19 protein-coding genes and 1 riboswitch are annotated in these 18,290 nt (G+C 64.4%); of the genes, 12 read left to right on the top strand and 7 right to left on the bottom strand.

What is annotated here, in order from left to right; all coding sequences use genetic code 11:
- Positions 1–63: 63 nt before the first annotated feature.
- Positions 64–1,284 carry an MFS transporter gene (locus FJ424_RS29365; protein ID WP_140659137.1) on the bottom strand — a complete coding sequence of 407 codons (1,221 nt, stop codon included), beginning with the start codon at positions 1,282–1,284 and terminating at the stop codon, positions 64–66.
- 120 nt (positions 1,285–1,404) lie between these two features.
- Here FJ424_RS29365 and FJ424_RS29360 point away from each other — a divergent pair, with 120 nt between their 5' ends.
- Positions 1,405–2,013 carry a TetR/AcrR family transcriptional regulator gene (locus FJ424_RS29360; protein ID WP_140659138.1) on the top strand — a complete coding sequence of 203 codons (609 nt, stop codon included), beginning with the start codon at positions 1,405–1,407 and terminating at the stop codon, positions 2,011–2,013.
- Between the two features lie 218 nt (positions 2,014–2,231).
- Entirely contained in the window at positions 2,232–3,215 is a 984-nt protein-coding gene (locus FJ424_RS29355; protein WP_140659139.1) for a hypothetical protein, read from the top strand.
- On the opposite strand, the gene bluB is transcribed toward FJ424_RS29355, so the two are convergent.
- Positions 3,216–3,947 carry a 5,6-dimethylbenzimidazole synthase gene (bluB, locus tag FJ424_RS29350; RefSeq protein ID WP_140659140.1) on the bottom strand — a complete coding sequence of 244 codons (732 nt, stop codon included), beginning with the start codon at positions 3,945–3,947 and terminating at the stop codon, positions 3,216–3,218.
- A gap of 42 nt (positions 3,948–3,989) precedes the next feature.
- Positions 3,990–4,167, bottom strand: a riboswitch (cobalamin riboswitch).
- A gap of 114 nt (positions 4,168–4,281) precedes the next feature.
- Between bluB and FJ424_RS29345 the strand changes: the two genes are divergently transcribed.
- The 6 genes from FJ424_RS29345 to FJ424_RS29320 all read left to right on the top strand — a co-directional run bounded on the left by FJ424_RS29345 (position 4,282) and on the right by FJ424_RS29320 (position 9,180).
- Positions 4,282–5,208 carry a histone deacetylase family protein gene (locus tag FJ424_RS29345; protein WP_140659141.1) on the top strand — a complete coding sequence of 309 codons (927 nt, stop codon included), beginning with the start codon at positions 4,282–4,284 and terminating at the stop codon, positions 5,206–5,208.
- 3 nt (positions 5,209–5,211) lie between these two features.
- Positions 5,212–5,463 (top strand): exodeoxyribonuclease VII small subunit, encoded by a 252-nt coding sequence (locus FJ424_RS29340; protein WP_027164646.1) that lies wholly within the window; start codon positions 5,212–5,214, stop codon positions 5,461–5,463.
- Between the two features lie 45 nt (positions 5,464–5,508).
- On the top strand, positions 5,509–5,775 hold the full coding sequence (locus FJ424_RS29335) for a DUF2277 domain-containing protein (protein WP_140647268.1): 267 nt from the start codon (positions 5,509–5,511) through the stop codon (positions 5,773–5,775).
- Positions 5,776–5,784: 9 nt separating this feature from the next.
- Entirely contained in the window at positions 5,785–6,705 is a 921-nt protein-coding gene (locus tag FJ424_RS29330) for a pirin family protein (RefSeq protein ID WP_140659142.1), read from the top strand.
- Between the two features lie 126 nt (positions 6,706–6,831).
- Positions 6,832–8,739 carry a 1-deoxy-D-xylulose-5-phosphate synthase gene (gene dxs, locus FJ424_RS29325; RefSeq protein ID WP_140659143.1) on the top strand — a complete coding sequence of 636 codons (1,908 nt, stop codon included), beginning with the start codon at positions 6,832–6,834 and terminating at the stop codon, positions 8,737–8,739.
- Positions 8,740–8,889: 150 nt separating this feature from the next.
- Positions 8,890–9,180, top strand: coding sequence for a hypothetical protein (locus FJ424_RS29320; RefSeq protein ID WP_140659144.1), 291 nt, complete (start codon positions 8,890–8,892; stop codon positions 9,178–9,180).
- Here the strand turns inward: FJ424_RS29320 and FJ424_RS29315 are convergent.
- Positions 9,177–9,578 (bottom strand): GFA family protein, encoded by a 402-nt coding sequence (locus FJ424_RS29315; protein WP_140659145.1) that lies wholly within the window; start codon positions 9,576–9,578, stop codon positions 9,177–9,179. The two genes, FJ424_RS29320 and FJ424_RS29315, sit on opposite strands and share 4 nt — an antisense overlap.
- A gap of 109 nt (positions 9,579–9,687) precedes the next feature.
- On the opposite strand from FJ424_RS29315, the gene FJ424_RS29310 reads away from it, so the two are divergent.
- Together FJ424_RS29310 and FJ424_RS29305 are read left to right on the top strand one after the other, a co-directional pair.
- Positions 9,688–10,461: a TlyA family RNA methyltransferase gene (locus FJ424_RS29310; RefSeq protein WP_140659146.1), complete on the top strand. Its 774-nt coding sequence runs from the start codon at positions 9,688–9,690 to the stop codon at positions 10,459–10,461.
- On the top strand, positions 10,458–11,699 hold the full coding sequence (locus FJ424_RS29305; protein ID WP_140659147.1) for a class I SAM-dependent RNA methyltransferase: 1,242 nt from the start codon (positions 10,458–10,460) through the stop codon (positions 11,697–11,699). The genes FJ424_RS29310 and FJ424_RS29305 overlap by 4 nt, the downstream gene beginning before the upstream one ends.
- A 42-nt stretch (positions 11,700–11,741) precedes the next feature.
- Here FJ424_RS29305 and FJ424_RS29300 read toward each other — a convergent pair whose 3' ends face one another.
- The 4 genes from FJ424_RS29300 to FJ424_RS29285 form a co-directional block, all read right to left on the bottom strand.
- Positions 11,742–12,410: a transglutaminase-like cysteine peptidase gene (locus FJ424_RS29300; RefSeq protein ID WP_181182197.1), complete on the bottom strand. Its 669-nt coding sequence runs from the start codon at positions 12,408–12,410 to the stop codon at positions 11,742–11,744.
- Between the two features lie 374 nt (positions 12,411–12,784).
- Positions 12,785–14,197 carry a metalloprotease TldD gene (tldD, locus tag FJ424_RS29295; protein WP_140659149.1) on the bottom strand — a complete coding sequence of 471 codons (1,413 nt, stop codon included), beginning with the start codon at positions 14,195–14,197 and terminating at the stop codon, positions 12,785–12,787.
- A 99-nt stretch (positions 14,198–14,296) separates the two neighbouring features.
- Complete coding sequence (locus FJ424_RS29290) at positions 14,297–14,764, bottom strand: YbjN domain-containing protein (RefSeq protein WP_181182198.1); 468 nt, start codon at positions 14,762–14,764, stop codon at positions 14,297–14,299.
- 72 nt (positions 14,765–14,836) lie between these two features.
- Positions 14,837–15,376, bottom strand: a complete 540-nt coding sequence (locus tag FJ424_RS29285; RefSeq protein WP_140647278.1) for an invasion associated locus B family protein — start codon at positions 15,374–15,376, stop codon at positions 14,837–14,839.
- A gap of 328 nt (positions 15,377–15,704) precedes the next feature.
- Between FJ424_RS29285 and coxB the strand changes: the two genes are divergently transcribed.
- The gene (gene coxB / locus FJ424_RS29280; protein WP_140659151.1) at positions 15,705–16,589 is read left to right on the top strand and encodes a cytochrome c oxidase subunit II; all 885 of its coding nucleotides are present in this window, start codon (positions 15,705–15,707) and stop codon (positions 16,587–16,589) included.
- A gap of 38 nt (positions 16,590–16,627) precedes the next feature.
- Positions 16,628–18,277: a cytochrome c oxidase subunit I gene (gene ctaD / locus FJ424_RS29275; protein WP_140647280.1), complete on the top strand. Its 1,650-nt coding sequence runs from the start codon at positions 16,628–16,630 to the stop codon at positions 18,275–18,277.
- Positions 18,278–18,290 lie beyond the last annotated feature (13 nt).

Raw genomic sequence — 18,290 nt, 5'->3', positions numbered from 1 at the left:
CCGTCGCGTAGGTCTTGGCTAACTTCCAACGTCTGCGATGATGATCGGACGGCCGAATAATCGTCACTCCGCAGGCACCGCCGCTTCGCCCCTGTCCGCATCGCAATCGCCCGTCGCCAGCCGGCACTGCCCGGCAAGCACGGTGGCCAGCGCGATCGCCCCGGCCGCCACCGACACCCAGAACCCGTTCTGCGGACCGAAATTGTCGACCATCCAGCCGGCGGCGAAGGAGCCCAGCGCCATGCCGATGCCGATGCCGGTGGTCACCCAGGTGACGCCTTCGGTGAGCATTGCCGGCGGCACATGGCGCTCGATCAGGCCGAAGGCTGTGATGAAGGTCGGCGAGATCGCGACGCCGCTGACGAAGACCGCCAGCGCCAGCGTCGGCACCGTGTCGGCGAAAAGCAATGGCAGGGTGGTGAGCGCGATCACCGTGACCGCGACCGCGAGTTGCCGCTGCAGCGGCGCCTTCAGGCTGAGCGCGCCGACGATGATGCCGAGCACGAAGGATCCAAGCGCATAGACGCCGATGACGAGGCTTGCAGCCTCGGGCTGGCCGAGCGCCTTGGTGATGGCGACGGTGGTGACTTCCGTGGTGGCGAAGGTCGCGCCGACGAAGATCAGCGCGAAGGTGATGATCTGCACCGGCCGCAGGCGGATCGCCGAACCGGCCGCGCCATGTTCCGCCGGACGTACCGGTGGCTCGGACGAGCGCTGCAGCAGGAATGCCGCCGAACCGAGCGCGAGCAGCAACGTGCTGACCACCATGCCGGCTTCGGGAAACAGCGCCGCGCTCAAGCCCACTGACAGCGAGGCTCCGGCGACATAAACCAATTCGTCCGCAGCCGATTCGAACGCGAAGGCGGTGCTCAACTCGGGACGATCGCGAAAAATCTCGGTCCAGCGAGCCCTGACCAGCGCCGGGATGTTGGGCATGGCGGCGGCAAGCAGCGCCGACCCGAACAGGGTCCAGGCCGGCCAGTGCTGGTTGGCCGCCACGATCAATGTCGTGAAGGCAAGCACCGAGACCAGCGTGGTCGGCAGGGCAATCGCGCTTTGGCCAAGCTGATCCACCCATCGCGAGATCTGCGGTGACAAAACAGCATTCACAAGGGCGTAGGTCGCGGAGACCGCCCCGGCCAGCCAATATTCGCCATGCGTCTGCGAGAGCATCGCCACGATGCCGATCGGCGCCATGGCGATCGGCAGCCGCGCGATGAAGGCGGCCGCGGCAAAGCCTTTCGTGCCGGGAGCCCGAAAGATGTCCGCATAGGGGTTTCGCATGATCCTGCTCCTCGACAAGGTTGCATACTAAAACTACATGCGCTGCGTATGAATGTGAGATAGTTCATACGCTGCGTATGTCAATTGGCATACGAGGCGTATGTGAGTAGGGCCAGAGCCATGCACAGACCGCGCAAGGAGATGATCGCCGAAACGCGCGCCAAGCTGATCGCGGCCGCCCGCCACGCCTTCGGCACGGTCGGCTACGCCGAGGCTTCGATGGATGATTTCACCGCGTCGGCCGGCCTGACGCGCGGCGCGCTCTATCACCATTTCGGCGACAAGAAGGGGCTGCTGCAGGCGGTGATCGCCGAGATCGACGGCGAAATGGCCGTGCGGGTGAACGAGGTGGCTTCGATGGCGCCGACCCGCTGGCAGCATTTCGTCGATGAATGCACCAGCTATATCGAAATGGCGCTGGAGCCGGAAATCCAGCGCATCATGTTCCGCGACGGTCCGGCGGTGCTCGGCGACCCGGCGCAGTGGCCGAATGCCAGCGCTTGCATCGCCTCGATGACCGACCATCTGACGAAGCTGCAGGACGAGGGGGTGGTCGTTCCAGAGCTTGATCCCGAGACGACCTCACGGCTGATCAATGGCGCCAGCAGCCAGGCCGCGCAGCGCATCGCCAATTCGAAGGATCCCGAAGCGACGTCTAAGAAGGCGATCGCGGCATTCAAGCAACTGCTCGAAGGCTTGCGCAAGACGGTTGACGGCACGCTTGGGTAACCAAGCCACCGGGTTGTGCACCGCTTTCCGGCCGACGCAACCCCGCCGCGATTGACAATCAATGGGGCGAGCGCATCCTCCACCGCCAACTCTTACAGCGCCGCGCGTTCTTTGAACGCGCAAAGGACGCTGTAAAAACTTTGATTCAGCGCATGACCCTTCTCCGAAAATCCATTCCGATTTTCGGGATCATGCGCGGGGGTGTGGAGAGTCGGGGCATGTGGGACTTCAGCATCGCCAGGTCGGTGTCCATCATGATGCGGACATGGCCGTTCATCGTCTTTCGCATGATCGTCTATTTCGGCATCACGGTCGCCTACATCATGGCGACTGGGACGGGGGCCAGCGTCGGCTACGGCGTCGGCCACATCTCGACCGATCCCGACGGGCCGATGTCCTTCGCGTTGTGGGGCGGCGTGGTCGGCTTCGGCGTCGTGTCGATCGCCGTCTACTGGATCCGCGAATACATCCTCTACGTGCTGAAGGCGGGCCATATCGCCGTCATGGTGCATCTGATCGACGGCCACGATGTCCCTGACGGCCAGAACCAGATCGCCTATGCCAAGGAAGTGGTCACCCAGCGTTTCGCCGAGGCCAACATCCTTTTCGTCGTCGACCAACTGGTCAAGGGCGCCATCCGCGCCATCACCGGCCTGATCGGCGGGATAGCCGCCTTCCTGCCGATCCCGGGCCTGAGCGGCATCGTCAGCTTCATCAACACCGTCATCCGTATCTCGCTGACCTATGTCGACGAGATCATCCTCGGCTACAACATCCGCATCAATTCGAACTTGCCCTTCGAGACGGCCAGGCAAGGTGTCGTCCTCTACGCCCAGAACGGCAAGCACATGGTCAAGAACGCCGTCTGGCTGGCGGCGATCATGTGGGGCGTGTCCTTCGTCATCTTCCTGTTGATGCTGGCGCCCGCGGCCGCGATCCTCTGGGTCATGCCGGGTCAGCTTGCCGGCTGGGCTTTCGTGCTGGCCATCGTCTTTGCCTGGGCCTTCAAGGCGGCCTTCATCGAGCCCTTCGCCATTGCCTCGCTGATGCAGGTTTATTTCGAAGCCATCGAGGGCCAGGTGCCCAATCCCGAATGGGACCACCGGCTGGCCGAGGCCTCATCCAAGTTCAGGGAACTGCGCGACAAGGCGCTGGGCTCCTTCGGCGGCGGCTCGCGCTGGGAGACTCCGAGAGCCGCCTGATCATGGCTTTGATGGGCCGCCAAGCCTTGCGATCGCCGATTTGAGCGGCGCCTCGCCGGCGCCGCGGAAAGTCTCGCTCATCACAAGCTCCGGCAGCGGCAGGCGCTTGCCCCAGCCATGCGCCTCGAGATCGGGCTTCGGCGCGAAGGCAGAGACGCGGCCGACGCAGAGATAGGCGATCGGCGTCACATGTTCCGGGATCGACAAGAGCTGCTTCAGCGCTTCCGTCTCGATGATGCTGACCCAGCCGACGCCGACACCCTCGGCCCGCGCCGCCAGCCAGAAATTCTGCACCGCGCAGACGGTGCTGTAGAGGTCCATCTCCGGATTGTGCCAGCGCCCGAGCGGCGAATCCTTCGACCGCTGCCGGTCGCAGGTGATGCACAGATTGAGCGCGCTTTCGCAGATGCCCTCGAGCTTAAGCTTGCGGTATAGCGCCTGCCGTTCCGCCTCGATCGCCGGCAGCTCCTGCTCGCGCGCGGCGAGGAACAGGTCGCGCACCTGCCGACGCCTGCCTGGATCGCGGATGACGATGAAATTCCACGGCTGCATATAGCCGACCGAGGGCGCATGATGCGCGGCGGTGATGAGCCGCGCCAACACGCTGTCATCGAGATCGTCGGGGACAAAATGGCTGCGCACGTCACGCCTGGTGAACATCGCCCGATAGACCGCGTCGCGCGCCAATTGGTCAAAGTCGTCGCCGCCCGCGGCGATCGCTGCTGCCGTCATCGCTTTTCCCCTTGCGACAAGCAGTTTCCCGCCTGACCAAGCGGAAAACCATGTCTGCCGGGCCGGTCTTCTGGCTCGGGATCCTCCCGCATCCGGCGCCTTCCCGTCATCGACAGTGGCTTTGCCGGCGCGGTCCCCCTCACAGCGTTGGGCACGCCACGGAGTTCAACCGTGTTCCCGATTCTCCCGCGTCGCGGGCACCAGGCAGCGAAGAACCTTACCGCGAAGCTTGCGCCGCGCCAATGGCGCCAGCGACACGGACTGGCGCAATTTTCCCCAGCCATTCGGCTTTCAAACATGGTCATCCGCGCCGCCGGTGCCTAGATTAGGCGCCATGGCCACCCGTCTCTACACGCACCCGATCTTTCTGGAACACCTCACGCCGCCCGGCCATCCCGAGCGGCCTGACCGCCTGCGCGCCATCGAACGCGTGCTCGACGACGAGGCTTTTTCGGCGCTCGACCGCGTCAAGGCGCCCGAAGGCGACGAGAAAACGATCCTCTATGCGCATCCCGAGGATTTCGTCGAGCGCGTGCGCGCGGCGATCCCTGAGAGCGGCATCGTCTCGATCGACGCCGATACCAGCGCCAGCCCGAAAAGCTGGCAGGCCGTGGTGACGGCGATCGGCGGCGCCAACGCGGCGGTGGACGACGTCTTCGAGGGCCGCGCCGCCAACGTCTTCGTCGCCGCCCGTCCGCCGGGTCACCACGCCGAAAAGACCACCGCGATGGGCTTCTGCCTGTTCAACACGGCCGCGATCGCCGCCCGCTACGCGCAGAAGAAGCATCAGGCCGAGCGCGTCGCCATCGTCGACTGGGACGTCCACCACGGCAACGGCACACAGGACATTTTTTGGGACGACCCATCGGTTCTCTATTGCTCGACGCACCAGATGCCGCTTTATCCCGGTACCGGAGCGAAAAGCGAAACCGGCGCCGGCAACATCGTCAACGCGCCGCTCGCGCCGCAGACCGGCAGCGACCTGTTCCGCGACGCCTTCCTGTCGCGTGTGCTGCCGTCCATCGATGCGTTCGCGCCGGACCTGATCATCATTTCAGCCGGCTTCGACGCGCACCATCGTGATCCGCTGGCCGAGATCAACCTGACCGAGGACGATTTCGACTGGGCGACCGGGCAATTGATGGAGCTCGCCGGCCGCCACAGCGGCAATAGGCTCGTCAGCCTGCTGGAAGGCGGCTACGATCTGCAGGGACTGGCATTTTCAGTCGCCGCCCATGTCGGGCGGCTGATGAAGGGATAGAGCATGGCAGTGGAAGGCAATGAGGACGTCAAGGCGATGAGCTTCGAACAGGCGCTCGACGCGCTTGAGAAGATCGTCGATGATCTTGAGCGCGGCGACGTCCCGCTCGACCAGTCGATCAAGATCTACGAGCGCGGCGAGGCGCTGAAGGCGCATTGCGACCGGCTGCTGAAAGCGGCCGAGGACAAGGTCGAGAAGATCAGGCTGTCGCGCGACGGCAAACCGGTAGGAACGGAGCCGTTGGACGCAGAGTAATTTGGACGACGGTGAGGCAGACAAAGCAGGTAAGGAGTTCAAGCTATGTGCCGCAACATCAAGACCCTGGCCAATTTCGAGCCGCCGGCGACCAATGACGAAGTGCATGACGCAGCGCTGCAATTCGTGCGCAAACTGAGCGGCTCGACCAAGCCCTCCAAGCGCAACGAGCATGCCTTCCACCATGCGGTCGAGGCGATCACAGCTGTCGCGCGCGAATTGATCGATTCGCTCGAAACCAACCAGGAACCGCGCAATCGCGAGGAAGAAGCTGCCAAGGCGAAGGCCAGGTCGGCGCTGCGTTTCGCCTGAGGATCCGACATGAGCTTCTTTCCGGGAAACGATCCTGAACCGGGCGATGCCTTCGCCTGCGACCAGATCGAACTGATGGTCGTCCCCAACGCCAAGGACATTGGCGGCTTCGAGGTGCGCCGCGCCTTGCCGACGGCAAAACGCCGTCTGGTCGGGCCGTTCATCTTCTTCGACCGCATGGGCCCGGCGATCCTGCGCGCCGGCCATGCGCTCGACGTGCGCCCGCATCCGCATATCGGGCTTTCCACCGTCACCTACCTGTTCGACGGCAAGATCAGGCATCGCGACTCGCTCGGCACCGAAATGGTGATCGCGCCGGGCGACGTGAATTTGATGACCGCCGGGCGCGGTATCGTCCATTCCGAGCGCACGCCGGAGGAGTTGCGCGGCGCACCGATGTCGGTCTCCGGCCTGCAGACCTGGCTGGCGCTGCCCGACGGCAAGGAGGAAATTGCCCCGGTGTTCGCGAACACGTCGGTGGCCCGCTTGCCGCAGATCGATGCCGAGGGCGTCAGCGGCCGCGTCGTCATCGGCGAATTCTCAGGCCTGCGCTCGCCCGTGGCGACCGCTTCGGACACGCTTTACGCCGATCTCAGGCTGGCGGCGGGCGCGAGCGTGAAGATCCCGGCCGATGCCGAGGAGCGCGCCATCTACACGTTGGAAGGCGACGTCTCGATCGCCGGCGATATTTTCCCGGCCGAGCGGCTCCTCGTGTTCAAGCCGGGCGAGGAGATCATCGTTTCCTCCGAGCGCGGCGCGCATTTCATGCTGTTCGGCGGCGCTTCGCTGGGCTCCAAGCGCTATATCTGGTGGAATTTCGTCTCGTCCTCGAAGGAACGCATCGAGCAGGCCAAGCAGGAATGGAAGACAGGCCGCTTCGATATCGTTCCCGGCGATGAGGAAGAGTTCATCCCGTTGCCCGAAGGTTAGGATAGGCGTCGTCGGCGCGTCACTGACGCGCATTTACATTCGCCCGCCGGCGGCCTATTCCGCGCATGATTATGGCGCAATCTGCTGATAGCGCCGTGTTCGATCGATAAGGCAGGACGCGCCCGAGTGAAGCCAGACACGCCGCTGCTCGACAAGGTCCGCATTCCGGCGGATTTGCGGACGCTCGATGAGGGCGCGCTGCCGCAATTTGCCGCGGAACTGCGCGCCGAGCTCATCGACGCCGTCTCGCAGACCGGCGGCCACCTCGGCGCCGGCCTCGGCGTCGTCGAACTGACGGTTGCGCTGCACTATGTCTTCAACACCCCGGCAGACCGGCTGATCTGGGACGTCGGCCACCAGGCCTATCCGCACAAGATCCTGACCGGCCGCCGCGACCGCATCCGCACGCTGCGCCAGGAGGGCGGCCTCTCCGGTTTCACCCGGCGCGCCGAGAGCGAATACGACCCGTTCGGCGCCGCGCATTCCTCGACCTCGATTTCGGCCGGCCTCGGCATGGCCATGGCGCGCGACCTGTCGGGCGGCCGCAACAATGTGATTTCCGTCATCGGCGACGGCTCGATGTCGGCCGGCATGGCCTTCGAGGCGCTGAACAATGCCGGCGCGCTCGATGCCCGGCTGATCGTCATCCTCAACGACAACGACATGTCGATCGCGCCGCCGACCGGCGCCATGAGCGCCTATCTGGCCAGGCTCGCCTCCGGCAAGGCCTATCTCGGCCTGCGCGATTTCGGCAAGAAGCTGACATCCTATCTCGGCAAGCGCGCCGACCGCGCCATCACCCGGGCGGTCGAGCATGCGCGCGGCTACGTCACCGGCGGCACCCTGTTCGAGGAACTCGGCTTCTACCACATCGGCCCCATCGACGGGCACAATCTCGAACATCTGATCCCGGTGCTGAAGAACGTGCGCGACAACGGCAAAGGCCCGGTGCTGGTCCATGTCGTGACCCAGAAGGGCAAGGGCTACGCGCCGGCGGAGGCCGCGGCCGACAAATATCACGGCGTCAACAAGTTCGACGTCATCACCGGCGCGCAGGCCAAGGCGCCGGCCAACGCGCCCGCCTACACCAAGGTGTTCGCCGAAAGCCTGATCCAGGAAGCGCGTGAGGACGACCGTATCGTCGCCATCACCGCCGCCATGCCGAGCGGCACCGGCCTCGACCTGTTCGGCGAGGTGTTCCCGAAGCGGACCTTCGATGTCGGCATCGCCGAGCAGCATGCGGTGACCTTCGCCGCCGGGCTGGCCACCGAAGGCTACAAGCCCTTCGCCGCCATCTATTCCACCTTCCTGCAGCGTGCCTACGACCAGGTCGTCCACGACGTTGCGATCCAGAAATTGCCGGTGCGCTTTCCCATCGACCGCGCCGGTTTCGTCGGCGCCGACGGCGCCACCCATTGCGGCGCTTTCGACACCACCTTCCTCGCTACGCTGCCGGGCTTCGTCGTCATGGCCGCCGCCGACGAGGCGGAACTACGCCATATGGTGCGCACCGCGGCTGCCTATGATGACGGCCCGATCGCCTTCCGCTATCCGCGCGGCAACGGCGTCGGCGTCGACATGCCGGAGCGCGGCTCGCTGCTCGAAATCGGCAAGGGTCGTATTCTCAAGGAAGGGACCAAGGTCGCCCTGCTTTCCTTCGGCACGCGGCTGCAGGATTGCCTTCTGGCCGCCGAGGAACTCGGCGCGGCGGGCCTGTCCACCACCGTCGCCGACGCCCGCTTCGCTAAGCCGCTGGACAAAGATCTCATCCGCCGCCTCGCCCGCTCGCACGAAGTGCTGGTGACCGTGGAGGAGGGCGCGATTGGCGGTTTCGCCAGCCAGGTGCTGCATTTCCTCGCCCACGAAGGCCTGCTGGAAAGCGGCCTCAAGGTGCGCCCGCTGGTACTGCCGGACGCGTTCACCGACCACGCGAAACCCGAAAAGATGTATGCCGATGCCGGCCTGGATTCGGTGGGTATCGTGCGCACGGTCTTCGCGACGCTCGGCCGTGGCGTTCAGGCGCAGCGTGCCTGAATCAGGACTTCAAGACCCTGAATCGTTTTGCCGGCTTCCGGATGTAACCATCTGTTAACGCTCCCGTTTGGCGGTTCGCTTACCCTGTCTATTGGCCGATTTTCAACGGCGCCCTGCTAGAAGCTCGAGCCAGGCAGGGAGATAACAAAAGTGAAAACGCTTCTGTGCGGCATGGCGCTTTTGGCGGGCATGGCCGCGCCGGCGACAGCCGAAACGCGTTACGACCGCAACCTTGAAAAGGCGGTGCTGGATATCGTCGCCGGCAAGATGGGCAACATCCGCGGCGCCTTCTCCTACAGGCAGGTTCCTCAACTCGTCATGGTGCCGGAAGCGACGACGCCGGCTGTGCCGGCGCCGGTCGAGCCGTCGCGCAGGGAAGCTTCCGGCAATGATGGCCTGACGCCGGCCGTCGAGCGCCGGGTTTCGCGAACCGTATTTTAGAACCACATATCGCGCACGCAGCGGCCGTCGCGAGGCAGGTCGTCATAGGTATCGAGGCCGTCGAAATGGTCGATCGGCAGGTCGGCGACGTCCTCGGGCGGCGCCAGCCTGACATTGACGGCGATGCGCGTGCGGCCGCTCTTGCCGGAACGCAGGCCGCGCCAGGCGACGACGCAGGCGCAGGTCGGACAGAACAGGATCTCCAGCGAAGGTTCGGCCACCCCGGCGCGCGTATAGGATTTCACCGGCCCGGCGACGCGAATGCGCTCGTCGACATAGTCATAGGCCCAGAGCGTGCCGTAGCGGCGGCAGAGCGTGCAGTTGCAGGCGGTGATTCCGCCGGGATCTCCTTCCAGCGTCCAATGGACCGCGCCGCAATGACAGGTACCCTTCAGCATCGCCACCTCCACCGACTGACGAACGGCCCGTTCCTGTCCACATTCTGCAGCCTGTCGCCCGATATTCAAACCCATTGCGTTCGCGCCCGGCTTTCGCCAATGAAGGCCGATGAGTTCCCCTTTGCCAGCCAGCCAGCGCCAGCGGCTCGACGAATTGCTCGTCGGGCGCGGCCTGTTCGCCAGCCGCTCGCGTGCCCGCGACGCGATCGAGCGCGGCACGGTAACGGTTGACGGCATCGTTGCCCGCAAGCCCGGCCAGGCTGTCGCGCCGGACTGCCTGGTCGCCATCGACGATCCGGCGCAGGCCTATGTGTCGCGCGCGGCATTGAAGCTGATCGCCGGCCTCGATCGTTTCGGCCTCGATCCTTCCGGAAGCGAGGCGCTCGACATCGGCGCCTCGACCGGCGGCTTCACCCAGGTGCTGCTCGAGCGCGGCGCGGCGCATGTCACGGCGATCGATGTCGGCCACGGCCAGATGCATCCCGACATTGCCGGTAACCCGCGTGTGACGGTGATCGAGGGGCTGAACGCCCGCGACCTGACGGCGGCCGATCTCGGCGGCCGCGCTCCCGCTTTCCTGGTCTGCGACGTCAGCTTCATCTCGCTGAAGCTGGCGCTGCCGCCGGCGCTGCAATTGGCGGGCGAGGGCGCCAGGGCAATTCTTCTGGTCAAGCCGCAATTCGAGGCCGGGCGCGAGGCCATCGGCAAGGGCGGCCTGCTCAGGCAGCCAGAAGACGCTGAGCGCATTGCTGTCAGCTTGGCTGATTGGCTTGCCGGCATTCCCGGCTGGCGGGTGCTCGGGCTGCACCCGTCGCCGATCGAAGGCGGCGACGGCAACCGCGAGTTCCTGCTCGCCGCCATAAAGGATGCGGGGTCGCGATGAGCACACGCTTCACCATCGCCAGACTGGGCTCGCAAGGCGACGGCATCGCCAACGCCGAGGGCGGGGAGGTCTTCATCCCCTTCACGCTGCCGGGCGAGACGGTCACGGCCGCGCGCCAGAGGGATCGCGCTACGTTGATGTCGGTGTTGGAAGCCTCGCCGCTCAGGATCTATCCGGCCTGCCGTCATTTCACCGAATGCGGCGGCTGCGCGCTGCAGCATTACGAGGCTGAAGCCTACCGGCAATGGAAGCGCGAGAAGGTCGTGCAGGCGCTGAAGGCCAAGGGCATAGCTTGCGAGATCGCTGCGCTGGTGCCGTGCGCGCCGCACACCCGCCGCCGCGTCACCTTCAGTGCCAGGCGCACCGATGCCGGCATGCTGCTCGGCTTCGTGCGCGCCCTGTCCTCCGAGATCATCCCGATCGAGGAATGCCCGATCTCGCTGCCGGCGATTGTTTCGGCGCTCGATAAATTGTGTGCTCTGGCCGGATTGGTCTGCGCCACGCCGAAGGCGTTCCATATGACGGTGACCGTCACGGCTTCGGGCCTCGACATTGCCGTCCATGATGCCGGCAAGCTCGGCGACCACCAGCGCCGCATCGCGTCGAATTTCGTCATGGCCGAGGGGCTGGCGCGGCTTTCCGTCGACGGCGAGATCGTCGTCGAACCGAAGAAGCCGGTGGTGCAGTTCGGATCCGTCGCCGTCGCCGTGCCGCCCGGCGCCTTCCTGCAGGCGACGGAAGCCGCCGAGCAGGCGATGGCGGACCTTGTCGGCCAGCACCTGTCGCGCGCCAGGAAAGTCGCGGACCTGTTTGCCGGCTGCGGCAGCTTCGCGCTGCGGCTTGGCGTGAAGTCGGAGGTCCATGCCGTCGAAGGCGATGCCGCAGCGCTCGCCGCACTCGACCGCGCCTTTCGTTTCGCCGGTGGCCTGAAGCGGGTGACCAGCGAACGCCGCGACCTTTTCCGCAGACCGCTGACCTTCAAGGAGCTGAACGCTTTCGACGGAGTGGTCTTCGATCCGCCGCGCGCCGGCGCCGAGGACCAGTCGAAGCAGATCGCCCGTTCCGACGTGCCGCTGGTCGCCGCAGTCTCCTGCAATCCGGCGACGCTGGCGCGGGATTTGCGGATTCTTCTCGATGGCGGCTACACGCTGAAGACTGTCACCCCAATCGACCAGTTTCTGTGGTCGTCGCATGTCGAGGCCGTGGCGCTTTTGGAGAAGCCGAAGCGGCGACGGTAGCCTTGCCGGTTGCAGCTCACTTCACTCAAATGGCGACTTGCCTTACGAGCTCGGCAAACGTTTCGCCGTGCCGCCGCGCTGGTTGATCGAAACCCAGCTGTTCGGGTTCTGCTGCGACTGCCGTTTCAGGAAATAATAGCCGGTGGCGTTCCAGGGGCGGATCTCGTCGACCAGATTGTCCAGGACGAGATCGCCCTTGTCGGTCTTCACCGTCAGGATGGTGTGGCCCTCATCGTGAAGGTCACGCACCACCGTCATCAGCAGCGCCTGCCGGGGAAATCCCGCTTCCTGGAGAAGCTTGCGCTTGTAGAGCGCGTAGATCTTGCAATCGCCCTTGCCGTCCACCGGATAGTCCCAGTGGTCCATCATCGTGCCCCAGTGGTCGTAATTGCTGACGGGCTTGATGGAGCGGTTCGCCTTCTGGTTGATCTGCTTGAGGATGCTCATGTTCTGCGCGGTCAGCTTGACGCTCGTGGCAGGCAAAGCGCGCACCTTGCACTCTTTCGGCCGGCGATGGCAGAAATCGAGCCAGCCGTAGGGGACGCTGGTGCTGCCGCCGACGGTGGCGTAGCTCGCAGCAGGTCGTGTCGTCGTTAGCTTGAACAGCGACGACTGCGCCGCTGCAGGGCCTATTTGCAGCGAAGTCGCACCTATCAACGAAACAAAACCAAGGAGGAGGGAAGAGGTCAGGACACCAGGGGAACGCTGCATTGCCGACACCACCGCAACGAGAAGACTGGCGAGAAGCTAATGCGCAAACGCCCGCCCCGCCAATTAAACAATTAATAATGTCCTAACACGATTGTGTCTGGCGTAAGGCAGAGGCTGCCCCTCTTCACGAGCTGGCATCAATCCGAGCGTGGCACTGCCGCGCTTCGGCGAGTACGCTCGCGCCCATATCTTCAAGTGTTTTTGGCCCGCCAGCATGCTGTAGGATTCCAAACACGTCTTGCGGCCGTATCGGTGAAGGCCGGCGTCGATTTCAAATCAACGCCCTCTGGCGCGTTCTCGGATTTGGACATGATGGCTACACGCTCGAGTGAAATGTCTTTGGCAGACGATTCTACCGGAACGGCGCCAACCCCTCAAATCCTCGTCCCGCCGACCGTCATCTGGTTCATCCGCAGATGCGGCTGGCCGACGCCGACCGGCACGCCCTGTCCGGCCTTGCCGCACATGCCGATGCCGCTGTCGAGCTTCATGTCGTTGCCGATCATGCTGACGCGGTGCATGGCGTCCGGCCCGTTGCCGATCAGCATCGCGCCCTTGATCGGCTGCGTCACCTTGCCGTTCTCGATCATGTAGGCCTCGGTGCAGCCGAACACGAACTTGCCCGACGTGATATCGACCTGGCCGCCGCCGAAGGAGACGGCGTAAATGCCGTTCTTGACCGAGGCGATGATCTCCTCCGGCTCCATGTCGCCCGCGGTCATGTAGGTGTTGGTCATGCGCGGCATCGGCTGGTGCGCATAGCCCTCGCGGCGGCCGTTGCCGGTCGCCTTCATGCCCATCAGCCGCGCGTTCTGGCGGTCCTGCATATAGCCGACCAGTTTGCCGTCCTGGATCAAGACGTTGCGCGCCGAAGGCGTTCCTTCGTCGTCGACGGTGAGCGAGCCGCGCCGCTCGGGGATGGTGCCGTCGTCGACCACGGTGACACCCCTGGCCGCCACTTGGCTACCCATCAGGCCGGCGAAGGCCGATGTCTTCTTGCGGTTGAAGTCGCCTTCGAGCCCGTGGCCGACGGCCTCGTGCAGCATCACCCCCGGCCAGCCGCTGGACAGCACGATGTCGAAGGTGCCCGCCGGCGCCGGGACCGCTTCCAGATTGACCAGTGCCTGCCGCAGCGCCTCGTTTGCCGCATGCTTCCAGCTCTCCTCGCCGACGAACTCGCCGAAACTCTTGCGGCCGCCCATGCCGTAGGAGCCGCTCTCCTGCCGGTCGCCATCGCCGACCACGACGGAAACGTTGATCCGGACCAGCGGGCGGATGTCGCGCACGATCTGTCCGTCGCCGCGCACGATCTCGACATGCTGCCACGAGGCGGCGAGCGAGGCCGTCACCTGGCGCACGCGCGCATCCTTCGCACGCAGCCAGCCGTCGATCTCCTGCAACAGCTTGGCCTTGGCCTCGAAGGAAGGCGAGGGGATCGGGTTCTCGTCGCCATAGAGGTGGCGGTTGGTGCGGGCGGGCGCTCCGGCCAATGTGCCGGAATAGCCGCCCTTGACCGCCGAGACGGCGTCGGCCGCGCGCAGCAGCGAGGCTTCGGAGAGATCGCTGGAATGCGCATAGCCGCTGGCCTCGCCGGCCACGGCGCGCAGGCCAAACCCCTGGTCGGTGTTGAAATTGGCCGTCTTCAGCCGGCCATTGTCGAACATCAGCGCTTCGCTCTCGCTGTATTCGAGGAACAGCTCGCCGTCGTCGGCGCCCTTGATGGTCTCGGCGACGATCTCCTTGACGCGATCGTCGGAAATGTCGAATTGGCCGATCAGGCTGTTCATGGCAAATCCATTCTTGGAAACAAATCGTTCCTCGGCATGTAGGCGCGAAGCCGCCGTCGCACAATCGTCAACAAGGCCAAGTCGGCGATTGCCCCGCCATCACTTGCCGTTGACGAAGTCCTTGATGTTGGCGGCCATCGCGTTCCAGTTGGAAAACTGCTCCTCGAGATTGGCCCTGGTGATGCCGCCGGCGAAGCTGACATCCATCCTGAAATTCGAACCGTCGCCGGCATAGGCCTTTACCCAGCGGTATTTCGCGTTCCAGACATTGGCCTGGTCGGCGGTCAGCGGGTCGGTGTAGCCGGTCGAGAATTGCAGCGACTTGCAGTTCTCGTGATCCTCGCAGCCATAGAAATAGATCACGTATTTGACGCCCTCGACCCGCCCGGAAAGCATCGGATCGCCATTGCCGTCCTTGTCCATCCTGGCCGAGCCGAAACCCTTGGCGATATCGAGGATCGCCGCCGGTTCCGGCTTCTGGAGGATTTCATCATCCTCTGCCCGCGCGGCCGAAACCGCAGCGACCAGCGCCAGACCGGTGACGAAAGCGGATAAATTCGCGCGCATTGAGCCTCCTGGCCGCCAAACGCGCATTCGCCACCGGACCTCAGCGTCAGGAGCGGCGCATGGGCAAGAAGATCAAGGTAGGGCGGCGAAACCTTCCGCAAAGCCCTTGAGGTCGACGGGAATGCCGATGCCTTCCTCGGGCGTCTGGAAGACGATGAAGGTGGCCGAGGTGCCGCTCTTCAGCGTGTCGAGCAGCGGCTTTTCGAGGATCACCTCGGCATAGCAGCCATCCTGGAAGCAGCGCACGAAATAGGCGCGACCGATATCCTTGCCATCGACATTGAGACCGAGGCCGTTGGGAAGCAGCACGCCGAGCGGCGCCAGCACGCGCAGGATCTCGGCCTTGTTGTCGGCGGTGCGCAGCACCACGACCGAAAGCCCCATTTCAGGGCGGTCCTCGGCGACGACGTTCTGCATCATCACGCATTGCTCGGAGGTAGCGCCTGCAGGCGTATCGCAGATGATCGACCACGCGCCATGCGTCGACTTCACCGTGCCGCTCGGCGGCGTGGCGTTGTTCGGCGAGGCAGCGGCGCCAACGGCTACGCCGACACCGAGCAAGGCGACGGCAAGGACGACCTTCGCCAGGGTTCTCGAAAGCCAGGAAGTCATAACGGCTCCATTGCGAATCACGGCACTTTAAGCCGCGCCGGGGCCAAGTAAAGGACGAGACCGCCGCCGGTCCGCCCCGATACCGGCAATTCCATGCTTTTCCAAAGCAAATTCGCCCGAATTGCGACCGTGGCGCATATAGCGCGGCGAGCGCCGAACACGGCCTTCGGCTTGCGCGCAAAAATGCCGCACGGTTTCCTCCGCTCCTTCCTTGCGGAGGGAAATAGAGTATGGTTTGAACCACCCTAGGGACAGACCGGGATTCCCAATCTCGGCATCGTCGATTATTGGTGCGATCGGATCGCGGGAAGTGGGAGACGAGAGGGCGATGAGGAAATTCCTGGCAAGCGCTGAATTCTTGGCAGGTGCGGCAGCTTCGGCCGTGCTCTTCTCCAGCGCGGCGGCCCGTGCCGACCAGCCGCGGCCATGGGAGATGACCTTCCAGGCTCCGGCCACCGACATGATGCGGCAGATCGAGCGGTTCGGGAACTACACCATGTGGTTCATCGTCCCGATCACCATCCTCGTTCTGCTGCTGCTGCTGGTTTGCATCGTCAAGTTCCGCGCCAGCGTCAATCCGGTGCCGTCCAAGACCAGCCACAACACGCTGATCGAAGTGATCTGGACGGTCGGGCCGGTGATCGTGCTTCTGCTTATCGCCATTCCCTCCTTCCAGCTGCTCACCGCGCAATACACCCCGCCGGAAGAAGCCAAGCTCACCGTCAAGGCGACCGGCAACCAGTGGAACTGGGATTATGAATACCAGGTCGACAAGACCTTCTCCTTCAACTCGGCGGTTCTCCAGGATGCCGACCGCGCCAAGGCCGGCAAGGAAGATCGCGGCCTCTATCCGCGCCTGCTCGCGGTCGACAACGAGCTGGTCGTACCGGTCAACACCTTGACCCGTGTGCTGATCACCGCCACCGACGTTATCCACTCCTTCGCCGTGCCGTCCTTCGGCATCAAGATGGACGCCGTGCCCGGCCGCACCAACGAGACCTGGTTCAAGGCGGAGAAGGAAGGCCTCTACTACGGCCAGTGCTCGCAGCTCTGCGGCAAGGACCATGCCTTCATGCCGATCGCCGTCCGCGTCGTGTCCGACGCGCAGTTCAAGACCTGGCTTGATACGGCCAAGACCGACGTGCCGGCTGCCAACAAGGCGCTGATGGCCGAGATCGATGGTACCAACAAGGTAGCGGCCGCCGGCAACTGATGCCGCGGGTTAGCAAGATTTAGGGAACGGAGCGGAACATGGCAGAGGCTGCAGCTCACGATCACGGCGACCACAGGCCGCATGGCTGGGTCCGCTGGGTCTACTCGACCAACCACAAGGACATCGGCACGCTCTACCTGATCTTCGCGATCATTGCCGGCATCATCGGCGGCGCGCTCTCGGTCGCCATCCGCATGGAGCTGCAGGAGCCGGGCATCCAGATCTTCAGCGGCCTGGCGCAGATGGTCTATGGCATGCAGGGCGACGCCGCCATCGACGGCGGCAAGAGCATGTACAACGCCTTCGGCGCCGCGCACGGCCTGATCATGATCTTCTTCATGGTCATGCCGGCGCTGATCGGCGGCTTCGCCAACTGGATGGTGCCGATCATGATCGGCGCGCCGGACATGGCCTTCCCGCGCATGAACAACATTTCCTTCTGGCTGCTGCCGCCGGCCTTCATCCTCTTGCTCTCCTCGATGTTCGTGCCGAGCGCGCCGGGCGCCTTCGGTGTCGGCGGCGGCTGGACGATCTATCCGCCGCTCTCGACCTCCGGCCAGCCCGGCCCTGCGATGGACCTCGCGATCCTGTCGATCCACATTGCCGGCGCGTCGTCGATCCTCGGCGCCATCAACTTCATCACCACCATTTTCAACATGCGCGCTCCCGGCATGACGCTGCACAAGATGCCGCTGTTCGCCTGGGCGGTGCTGATCACCGCCTTCCTGCTGCTGCTCTCGCTGCCGGTCCTGGCGGGTGCCATCACCATGCTGCTCACCGACCGTAATTTCGGCACCTCCTTCTTCGTGCCGGACAATGGCGGTGACCCGATCCTCTTCCAGCACCTGTTCTGGTTCTTCGGCCATCCCGAGGTGTACATCCTGATCCTGCCGGGCTTCGGCATCGTCAGCCATATCGTCTCGACCTTCTCGAAGAAGCCGGTGTTCGGTTATCTCGGCATGGCCTACGCCATGGTCGCGATCGGCGCCGTCGGCTTCATCGTCTGGGCGCACCACATGTATACGACCGGACTGTCGCTCGACACGCAGCGTTACTTCGTGTTCGCCACCATGGTCATCGCGGTGCCGACCGGCGTGAAGATCTTCTCCTGGATCGCCACCATGTGGGGCGGCTCGATCTCCTTCAAGCCGCCGATGCTGTGGGCGCTGGGTTTCATCTTCCTTTTCACCATCGGTGGCGTCACCGGCGTTCAACTGGCCAATGCCGGCCTCGACCGCTCGCTGCACGACACCTATTTCGTGATCGCCCACTTCCACTACGTGCTGTCGCTGGGCGCCGTGTTCGCGATCTTCGCCGGCTGGTACTACTGGTTCCCGAAGATGACCGGCTACATGTACTCGCCGGTGATCGCCAACACCCACTTCTGGGTGACCTTCGTCGGCGTCAACCTGATCTTCTTCCCGCAGCACTTCCTCGGCCTCGCCGGCATGCCGCGCCGTACCGTCGACTATCCGGATGCCTTCGCCGGCTGGAACATGGTCTCGTCCTACGGCTCCTACATCTCGGCCGTCGGTGTTGCGATCTTCCTCTACGGCGTGTTCGAGGCCTTCCAGAAGAAGCGCGTCGCCGGCGCCAATCCGTGGGGCGAGGGTGCCACCACGCTCGAATGGCAGCTGCCTTCGCCGCCGCCGTTCCACCAGTGGGAACAGCTGCCGAAGATCAAGTAAGCAGCGTCCCGAC

Source organism: Mesorhizobium sp. B3-1-8, assembly GCF_006439495.1.
GTDB lineage: Bacteria > Pseudomonadota > Alphaproteobacteria > Rhizobiales > Rhizobiaceae > Mesorhizobium.
The sequence above is the reverse complement of the archived record's forward strand: the minus strand, read 5'-3'. Positions and strand labels throughout refer to the sequence as shown.

Excerpts from the sequence above, each read along its gene's own strand:
- FJ424_RS29365 (WP_140659137.1), bottom strand. The coding sequence starts at position 1,284 with ATGCGAAACCCCTATGCGGACATCTTTCGGGCTCCCGGCACGAAAGGC.
- FJ424_RS29360 (WP_140659138.1), top strand. The coding sequence starts at position 1,405 with ATGCACAGACCGCGCAAGGAGATGATCGCCGAAACGCGCGCCAAGCTG.
- FJ424_RS29355 (WP_140659139.1), top strand. The coding sequence starts at position 2,232 with ATGTGGGACTTCAGCATCGCCAGGTCGGTGTCCATCATGATGCGGACA.
- bluB (WP_140659140.1), bottom strand. The coding sequence starts at position 3,947 with ATGACGGCAGCAGCGATCGCCGCGGGCGGCGACGACTTTGACCAATTG.
- FJ424_RS29345 (WP_140659141.1), top strand. The coding sequence starts at position 4,282 with ATGGCCACCCGTCTCTACACGCACCCGATCTTTCTGGAACACCTCACG.
- FJ424_RS29340 (WP_027164646.1), top strand. The coding sequence starts at position 5,212 with ATGGCAGTGGAAGGCAATGAGGACGTCAAGGCGATGAGCTTCGAACAG.
- FJ424_RS29335 (WP_140647268.1), top strand. The coding sequence starts at position 5,509 with ATGTGCCGCAACATCAAGACCCTGGCCAATTTCGAGCCGCCGGCGACC.
- FJ424_RS29330 (WP_140659142.1), top strand. The coding sequence starts at position 5,785 with ATGAGCTTCTTTCCGGGAAACGATCCTGAACCGGGCGATGCCTTCGCC.
- FJ424_RS29315 (WP_140659145.1), bottom strand. The coding sequence starts at position 9,578 with ATGCTGAAGGGTACCTGTCATTGCGGCGCGGTCCATTGGACGCTGGAA.
- FJ424_RS29310 (WP_140659146.1), top strand. The coding sequence starts at position 9,688 with ATGAGTTCCCCTTTGCCAGCCAGCCAGCGCCAGCGGCTCGACGAATTG.
- FJ424_RS29305 (WP_140659147.1), top strand. The coding sequence starts at position 10,458 with ATGAGCACACGCTTCACCATCGCCAGACTGGGCTCGCAAGGCGACGGC.
- FJ424_RS29300 (WP_181182197.1), bottom strand. The coding sequence starts at position 12,410 with ATGCAGCGTTCCCCTGGTGTCCTGACCTCTTCCCTCCTCCTTGGTTTT.
- tldD (WP_140659149.1), bottom strand. The coding sequence starts at position 14,197 with ATGAACAGCCTGATCGGCCAATTCGACATTTCCGACGATCGCGTCAAG.
- FJ424_RS29290 (WP_181182198.1), bottom strand. The coding sequence starts at position 14,764 with ATGCGCGCGAATTTATCCGCTTTCGTCACCGGTCTGGCGCTGGTCGCT.
- FJ424_RS29285 (WP_140647278.1), bottom strand. The coding sequence starts at position 15,376 with ATGACTTCCTGGCTTTCGAGAACCCTGGCGAAGGTCGTCCTTGCCGTC.
- coxB (WP_140659151.1), top strand. The coding sequence starts at position 15,705 with ATGAGGAAATTCCTGGCAAGCGCTGAATTCTTGGCAGGTGCGGCAGCT.
- ctaD (WP_140647280.1), top strand. The coding sequence starts at position 16,628 with ATGGCAGAGGCTGCAGCTCACGATCACGGCGACCACAGGCCGCATGGC.